This window comes from Pseudomonas sp. Sample_9 (assembly GCF_004307535.1).
Taxonomy (GTDB): domain Bacteria; phylum Pseudomonadota; class Gammaproteobacteria; order Pseudomonadales; family Pseudomonadaceae; genus Aquipseudomonas; species Aquipseudomonas mercuritolerans.
In genome coordinates this window covers 6,282-14,380 of sequence record NZ_RAZO01000242.1, presented here as the reverse complement: position 1 = coordinate 14,380, position 8,099 = coordinate 6,282, and the positions used below count along the sequence as shown (strand labels likewise).

The 8,099-nt window shown below is 61.5% G+C and carries 7 protein-coding genes; 1 reads left to right on the top strand and 6 read right to left on the bottom strand.

Translation table 11 applies throughout. The features are described 5' to 3' along the window. From D6877_RS13785 to D6877_RS13775, 3 genes are all read right to left on the bottom strand, one after another. On the bottom strand, nt 1-846 hold an 846-nt coding region (locus D6877_RS13785; protein ID WP_130911152.1), incomplete at its 3' end, for a cytochrome c. 12 nt (nt 847-858) lie between these two features. After that, entirely contained in the window at nt 859-2,643 is a 1,785-nt protein-coding gene (locus tag D6877_RS13780; RefSeq protein WP_024015017.1) for a GMC family oxidoreductase, read from the bottom strand. 2 nt (nt 2,644-2,645) lie between these two features. Beyond that, on the bottom strand, nt 2,646-3,392 hold the full coding sequence (locus D6877_RS13775; RefSeq protein ID WP_130911151.1) for a gluconate 2-dehydrogenase subunit 3 family protein: 747 nt from the start codon (nt 3,390-3,392) through the stop codon (nt 2,646-2,648). 280 nt (nt 3,393-3,672) lie between these two features. On the opposite strand from D6877_RS13775, the gene D6877_RS13770 reads away from it, so the two are divergent. Further along, nucleotides 3,673-4,320 carry a tyrosine-protein phosphatase gene (locus D6877_RS13770; protein ID WP_130911150.1) on the top strand — a complete coding sequence of 216 codons (648 nt, stop codon included), beginning with the start codon at nt 3,673-3,675 and terminating at the stop codon, nt 4,318-4,320. A gap of 5 nt (nt 4,321-4,325) precedes the next feature. On the opposite strand, the gene D6877_RS13765 is transcribed toward D6877_RS13770, so the two are convergent. From D6877_RS13765 to D6877_RS13755, 3 genes are all read right to left on the bottom strand, one after another. Then, nucleotides 4,326-6,353 carry a M3 family metallopeptidase gene (locus tag D6877_RS13765; RefSeq protein WP_130911149.1) on the bottom strand — a complete coding sequence of 676 codons (2,028 nt, stop codon included), beginning with the start codon at nt 6,351-6,353 and terminating at the stop codon, nt 4,326-4,328. Between the two features lie 112 nt (nt 6,354-6,465). After that, entirely contained in the window at nt 6,466-6,756 is a 291-nt protein-coding gene (locus tag D6877_RS13760) for a YheV family putative zinc ribbon protein (RefSeq protein WP_016772316.1), read from the bottom strand. Beyond that, on the bottom strand, nt 6,753-8,099 hold a 1,347-nt coding region (locus D6877_RS13755), incomplete at its 5' end, for a M3 family metallopeptidase (protein ID WP_130911153.1). The genes D6877_RS13755 and D6877_RS13760, both read right to left, overlap by 4 nt.

Here is an 8,099-nt window from a genome sequence, read left to right as displayed (position 1 = left end):
TTTGAGATAGCGGGCAATCGCGGTGAGGTCGGCGTCGCTCATGTATTGCATGCTGTGAGTAACAACATCGCTCATGCCGCCGAACACCGCACTGCGATCACTGCGCCCGGTCTTGAGGAACTGCACCAGTTGTTCTTCGCTCCAGCTGCCGAGGCCATCCTTGTGATCGCCGCGCAGGCTCTTGGCGATCCAGCCTTCAAGCGGTGCACTGCCGGCGAGGAATTCGCTGCCGTCCGCCGCGCTCAGGGATTTTTCCTGCATGGTCAGCGCGCGCGGGGTGTGACAGGCGCCGCAGTGGCCGAGGCCTTCAACCAGATATGCCCCGCGATCGATCACCGGATCGGCCGAAGTGGCCTGGTAATCCTCGACCTTCGGTGCGAACAGCCAGCGCCAGCCCATCAGCGGCCAGCGCATGCTCAACGGCCAGGGAATATCGCTGACCTTGTTCTCCTGCGCCACCGGTTCGACGCCGTGCATGAAGTACGCATACAGCGCTTGCATGTCCGCCTGGTTGACCCGCGCGTAGGACGGATAAGGCATCGCCGGGTACAACGTGCTGCCGTTTTTGGCCACGCCATGGCGCACGGCCTGATCGAAGTCCTCGAAGCTGTAATCGCCCAGGCCGGTTTTATCCGGGGTGATGTTGGTCGAGTAGATCGTGCCGATCGGCGTCTCCATCGGCAGGCCGCCGGCGAACGGCTTGCCGCCCTTGGCGGTGTGACAGGCCACGCAGTCACCGGCGCGGGCGAGGTATTCACCTTGCTTGATCAGATTTTGATCAACATCGGCCGCATGAATTGCAGTGCTGCCGAGCAGGGCGAGGGTGGCGATAACGAAAGTTTTCATGGTCATCGCTCCTTAAGCCTGCACCAGCGGGCCGGGGTTTTTCAGGTATTGCTCGCGGATCGCTTTCGCCGACCAGTAGGTCAGCGCCGCCACCAGTCCGGTCGGGTTGTAGCCCAGGCCCTGCGGGAACGCCGAGGCGCCCGGGACGAACACGTTGTGCACGTCCCAGCTCTGCAAATAGCGGTTCAGCGCGCTGGTCTTCGGATCGGTACCCATGATTGCGCCACCGTTGAGGTGGGTGGTCTGGTACGAGGCGGTGTTGAAGTGGTCGCCGACCTGCTTGCCGATCACCGCAATGGCTTTCGGACCCATGGCTTGGGCGATCTTGCCCATTTTCTCGACCATGAAGCGGTTCATCTTGATGTCGTTTTCCTGCCAGTCGAAGGTCATGCGCAGCAGCGGCAGGCCGTAGGCATCGCGGTACACCGGATCGAGATCGAGGTAGTTACCACGGTAGGACTGATGCGCGCCGTGGGCGTCCATCGACACCTGGTGGGTGTAGTAATCGGCGGTGGCGCGTTTCCACGCGCTGCCCCAGGCCGGCGTGCCCGGCGGGTTCGAGGTGCCGGCAATCGGGCGGCTGCCAGCCTGGTTGACCCACATCGGCGAACCGCCGACGAAGCCGTGCGGGCCGTGGTCGAAGTTGTCGGCGTTGAAATCGTCCACCGCCACGCCGTTGCCGCCGGCGCCAATAAAGTTGTTGGTGTGGGTGTCCTTGTCGAAGAAGGCCTTGATAGTGGCCATGTTCTGGTAGGCGAAGTTACGCCCGACCACGCCTTCGCCGCTGATCGGATCGTAGGGTTTGCCGATCCCGGAGAGCAGCATCAGACGCACGTTGTGCAACTGGAATGCGCCGAGAATCACCAGATCCGCCGGCTGCTCGATCTCGCGGCCCTGGCCGTCGATGTAGGTGACGCCGGTGGCTTTGGACTTGCTGCTGTCGAGGTTGACCCGCAGCACATGGGAGTTGGGCCGCAGTTCGAAATTCGGCAGGGGCTTGAGCGCCGGCAGAATGTTCACGTTCGGCGAGGCCTTGGAATACATGTAGCAGACGTAGCCGCTGCAGAATCCGCAGAAATTGCACGGCCCCATCTGTGCGCCGTAGGGATTGGTGTACGGCCCAGAGGTATTTGCCGAAGGCAGGTTGTAAGGTTTGTAACCGACTTCTGTAGCCGCTTTACCAAACAGCTGTGCGGATACGGTGTTTTTCTGCGCTTCCAATGGAAATGGATTGGAGCGATCTGCCGCGTATGGGTTGCCGCCCTTGCCCTGACCGACCAATTGGCCCTTCACCGTCCAGGCCTGGCCGGAGGTGCCGAAGACTTTTTCCGCGAAGTCGAAAAACGGTTCCAGCTCTTCATAGCTGACGCCGAAATCCTGGATGGTCATGTCCTTGGGGATGAAGCTTTTGCCGTAGCGTTCTTCGTAATGGCTGCGCATACGCAATTCGATCGGGTCGACACGAAAGTGCACGCCCGACCAATGCAGCCCGGCGCCGCCGACGCCGTTCCCCGGCAGGAACGCGCCCAACTGGCGGTTGGGCAGGGCGATGTCGTTGACGCTGTGGCGAATGGTCACCGTCTCTTTGGAGATGTCCTGAAAGAGCTTTTTCCGCACGCTGTAGGTGAGTTCGTCGATCACCTGCGGATAGTTGCCGTCGGGGTAGGTGTCCTGCATCGGCCCGCGCTCCAGCGCCAGCACGTTCAGACCCGCTTCGGTCAGCTCTTTGGCCATGATGGCGCCCGTCCAGCCGAAACCGACGATGACTGCATCAACCTTCTTCATTACCGTTGCCATGCTTACGCCCTCTCGCCGCGAATCGACACAGCCGGGAAGGGGTATTGCTCGTTGCGTTCCACCCAATCCATGAAATCGGCGCGGGCGCCGGGGAAACCGATCATGGTCCAGCCGACCATGCCTTTATTGCCACCATGGATCGGGTCGCAGAAGAAACCTTCCTTGGTGTTTTGCAGCAGCAGATTGAAGAAAATCTTCGCCGGCACCGCGTCAAACTGCGGCTTGCCGGCTTCGAGTTGCTTGAGCAAATCGTCTCGGGTAGCGCTGTCTTGCTCGGCAAATGTTTTACCGCTCAGACCTTTTACCCACTGATCCGTGGCGGCGATGCCAAGGCGATAGATGTCTTTGGGCACCAGTTTGCTCTGCCAGCCCATCTCCGGCGCAGCGTCGGCATTGAACGGGCCTTGCATATACCAGAGCGCGCCGGCGGCGTACGGGGTGTTCATTTGGCGGTCGATGTATTCCGGCACGCCGGCTTCAAGCGCGCCCGGGCCTTGCGCGTCGTTGGGGATCAACTGGGCGACGGCGGCATTGATGAATGCCCATTCTTCAGCGGTGAAAAAGCTCGGCTGATACTCACCGGCGCCAGCAGCGGCCGGTTTTGGCGCGGCAGGCGCCGGTGCGCTTTCAGGTGCGGCTTGCAGCACGCTGCTGCCCAGGCCGGTACCGGCAAGCGTGACCACCGGAATCAGGGTCAGGGATTTGCGCAAGAACTCACGCCGCGGGTTGTCTCGATCTTGATCAGACATGGGGGGCACCTCATCAGGCATAGAAGTCAGCCGCTTCTGCGAGCAGCTCGAGGAATTTTGCGTCGCGATGACGAGGGTCTGTCCCGAAAAAGGGCGCCACGTCTGCAACATCATGTGACAAATGGTAGCAGGCTAAGCATCAAGAAAAACCGTTCGCACGGAAAAAAGCTCGGCGAGGCGACGATTCACGTTTCTTTGACGGCCGGCTCACGGCGCATTGACCGCCTGGCGGCGAAGCTGCAACTCCTTCAATGAAGATTGCCGAATCGGTCAGCCCAGCATGTCTCGAATGCGCTTTTTCCCCGCTTTGTGTTTTTCGCTTGTCGCGCTGTTGCATGGCATTGCCGCCCGAGCTGCCGACACCACGCCCTCTCGCCCGGCCGAGTGGGCGCAGCCGGTCGAGGCGCAGTTCAACCTGTTCCGCATGTCACCGACGCTGTATCGCAGCGCCTTGCCCAGCCGCAGTGCGGTGTCGCTGTTGAACGATCTGCATGTCGTCACCGTAATCAACTTCCTGCCCGAAGCCGACAGCGACTGGCTCTCCGTGCCGGGCATCAAGCAAGTGCAGCTGCCGTATCGCACCAACCACGTCGACGACAGCGATGTGCTCAAGGCTCTGCGCGCGATTCAGTCCGCCGAGGCCAACGGCCCGGTGCTGATGCACTGCAAGCACGGCTCTGACCGCACCGGACTGATGGCAGCCATGTACCGGGTGGTGGTGCAGGGCTGGAGCAAAGAGCAGGCGCTCAAGGAAATGACCGAGGGTGGCTTTGGTGACAGTCAGCACTTTCACGACAGCGTGCGCTACGTGATGCAAGCCGACGTCGACCGCTTGCACGAAGCCTTGATCAATGGCGAATGCAGCACCAGTGCATTCGCCATGTGTTCGATGAAGAGCTGGTTCGACTCGGCCCACGTCCAGCGTTGATCAGCTCAATCGGCTGGCGCAGGAAACAGCGCGCTGTCGATCGGTTTTCCGAGAAAGGCTTGCAGTGCGGCGGGCAGTGCCTGCCTGTCCCCCGCTAACAAGTGTTCGCGCAGGTCCCGGCCCGTCTGCTCGTTGAACAGGCCTTCACGTTCGAAACGTTTGAACGCCTCGCTCGCCAGCACACCGGACCATTTGTAGGCGTACAGCGACGCCTCGTAACCGGTGACCAGATAATCGCAGCTGTTGGCGAAGCGGCAGTAGGTCGGGATGGACAGGTGCGCGAACTCGCCTTGCACATCCTCGACCACTTGTTGAACAGTGCGCCCGTCGCCATGACAGCGGTGCAGTTCGAAGTCGAACAGCGCGCTCAGCAACAGTATCGCCGTCTCCCGGCTGCGCTGGACGTCGGTGGTGGAAAACGCGGCAGTGGCCTGTGCTTCGGACAGGCGCTCACCAGTCTGGTGATGGGTACCCAGCCAACGCAGAAATTGCCCGGATAACGCCCATTGCTCGAACAGTTGCCCGACAAACTCGGCCGCGTCGCGGCTCAAGTGCGAGATACCGGACAGATTGTAGTGCGGCGAACGCGTCAGCACGTGATGCAGGCAATGGCCGAATTCGTGCAGCAGTACGCGTAAATCGTCATGTCCAAGCAGGTCCGGATGCCCGATCGCGGCGGCCGTGAAATTGCAATGCAGCGTGGCAATCGGCAGCGCTGGTCGGCCTTCGGCATTGATCCGTCGATTGCGCAGCACGCCGGTCCAGGCGAAGTCGGTGCCCGCCTCGTGATGGAAGGGATCGATGTAGATGAAGCCAATCGGTTGATCATGCTCGCTGATTTCCCACAGGCGAACGTTGTCGTGGAAGTGCTCCTGGCGGGAATTTTCGCTGATGCTGATGCCGAACATGTGCTCGCTGAAGCGACGCAAACTTTGCAGAGTGGCGTTCAGCGGGAAGAACTGGCGCAGGTCCTGCACCCCGCCGCCCACCTGCTTGAGGCGTAATTGCTCGGCGAGGAAGTTGTGATCCCACGCTTCTATCCGTTCAATGCCCTGCTGGCGGGCAGAGGCTTGCAGATCATCGGTTTCGCGCGCCAGCGCCGCTGCATTGAGGGCGATCTGCTGACGCAGAAAACGGCGGACCTGATCGGTATCCACAGCCATGCGGTCGTGCAGCCGCAGATGGGCAAAGTTGTCGAAACCCAGGAGCCGGGCTTTCGCATGACGCGCGGCCAGGAGCTTTGCCAGTACCGGTCCGTTGTCGAAACGGCCGGCGTAAGGCCCCTGATCCGAGGCGCGGGTGCACCAGGCTTTGAAGCATTCCTCGCGCAGACCGCGGTGCTGTGCCCGCTTCATGATCTGGTCGTAAGTGTTTTGATCCAGTGTCAGGCGCCAGCCGGACAGGCCGGCCTTTTTGGCGTTGGCAGCCAGATGCGCCTGTGTTTGCGCGGGCAGTCCCGCGAGCAGCGCGATATCGTCGATGTCTTTGTTCCAGGCGGCGTTGACTGCCTTGAGGTTGCTCTGAAAGCGTTTTTCCAGCAGATCGATTTCGCCATTCAAGCGCGCCAGTTCGTCGCGTTGCGCAATTGGCAATTCGCCCCCCGCCAGCTGAAACCTGCGCAGGAACTTTGTCAGCGAGGCTTTGCGTGAATCACTGAAGCTGGCGGCAACCGGACTCTGCGCCAATCGTTGATAAACCTGGAGCAGTCGTCGATTGGCAGCTTTCGCAGTTCTGTAACGTTGTGCGGCGTGGGTACTCAGGGCTTCCTGGGACAACCACTCGGGATCATCGGAATGACTGACCGAGAGGGATTCAATGACTGCCATGGTTTCAGCCAGACGCGCGTCGGCTTCATCGACAGCGATGACCACATCGTCCCAGTTGGGGTGGTCGACCTGAGTGGCGATGACGCTTTCGATGATCAGCAAGTTGTCGGCAACGATGCGCTCGACCGCGGGCAGCAAATGCTCGGCGCGTATCGCCGACCAGGGCGGCAACTGCCAATGTTGTAAAAGTGGATTGGTGTGGGGCATGACGTCTTCCGTGAGAGAGGGCTGGATTGGTCAGCCTAATCAGGAAGCGCAGGGCGAGGTGGTAGATGATTACCGCCACCTGCCGACGATCATCGGCAGGTGGCGGTAGCTGTCATTGTTGTTCGTCAGGCTTTTTCTTCAACTTCGGATTGGGGAAGAATTGCACCGCCTGGACCTTCTTGTCGGCGGCAGGTTTCAGCGCGCTGGTATTGACCCGCGTGCCCAGCTCTTTGGGCACCGACAGGCCCTGCTCGTTGAGGGTGTCGGAGTAGCCACAGGCCACGCATTCGCGGTGCGGCACGCCATCCTCGTTCCACATCATCAACTTGTCCGGCTCGCTGCACGCCGGGCAGACCGCCCCGGCGATAAAGCGCTTCTTGGTGATCACAGGGCCGTCGCTCATGCTGCCGCGTCCTCACTCAGACCGCTGTGGCGCAACAGCGCGTCGATCGATGGCTCACGGCCACGGAAGTCGACGAACAGCACCATCGGCGCCTGCGAGCCGCCGCGCGCCAGAATCGCCTCGCGGAACGCCCGACCGGTGTCGGCGTTGAGCACCCCGTCTTCCTCGAATTTCGAGAAGGCGTCGGCGGACAGCACTTCAGCCCACTTGTAGCTGTAATAACCCGCCGCGTAGCCGCCGGCGAAGATGTGCGCAAAGCTGTTGGGGAAGCGGTTATAGGCCGGGGGACGCATCACCGACACCTCGTCACGCACGCCCTCGAGTACCTGCGCCACGCTGCGGCCATCGCCGTGGGTGGCGTGCAGTTCGAAGTCGAACAGCGAAAACTCCAGCTGACGCACCATCATCAGGCCGGACTGGAAGTTCTTCGCCGCGAGCATTTTTTCCAGCAGGTCCTGCGGCAGTGGCTCGCCGGTCTCGTAGTGGCCGGAAATCAGCGCCAGGCCTTCCGGCTCCCAGCACCAGTTTTCCATGAACTGGCTCGGCAGCTCGACCGCGTCCCAGGCCACGCCGTTGATGCCGGATACGCCAGCGTGTTCGACGCGGGTCAGCAGGTGATGCAGGCCGTGGCCGAACTCGTGGAACAGGGTGGTCACTTCATCGTGGGTCAGCAGCGCAGGCTTGCCGCTGTCGGCCGGGGTGAAGTTGCACACCAGATTGGCCACCGGGCTTTGCAGCACTCCGTCGACGGTGCGACGACGGTCGCGGGCGCCGTCCATCCATGCGCCGCCACGCTTGTTGGCGCGGGCATACAGGTCGAAGAAGAAGCGGCCGACGTGCTGGCCGTTTTCCTTGATCTCGAACAGGCGGACGTCCGGATGCCAGGTGTCGAAGCCTTTCTGCTCGGCGATCTCGATGCCGTACAAACGCTGGACGATGGCGAACAGGCCGCTGAGGACTTTATCGATCGGGAAGTAGGCGCGCAGGGTTTCCTGAGCGACGCTGTAACGCTGCTCGCGGAGTTTTTCGCCGTAGAAACCGCTGTCCCAGCTTTGCAGGTCGGCGCAGCCCTGTTCGGCGGCGTAAGCGCGCAGCTGTTGCAGATCCTGCGCGGCGAACGGCTTGCTGCGCTGGGCCAGATCGCGCAGGAAGCTCAGCACCTGATCGCTGGATTCGGCCATTTTCGTCGCCAGACTCAGTTCGGCGAAACTGGCGAAGCCCAGCAGTCGGGCCAGTTCCTGACGCAGGTCGAGGATCTCTTCCATCACCGGGCCGTTGTCGTTCTGGCCAGCATTCGGGCCTTGGTCCGAGGCGCGGGTGCAGTAGGCGGCGTAGACTTCTTC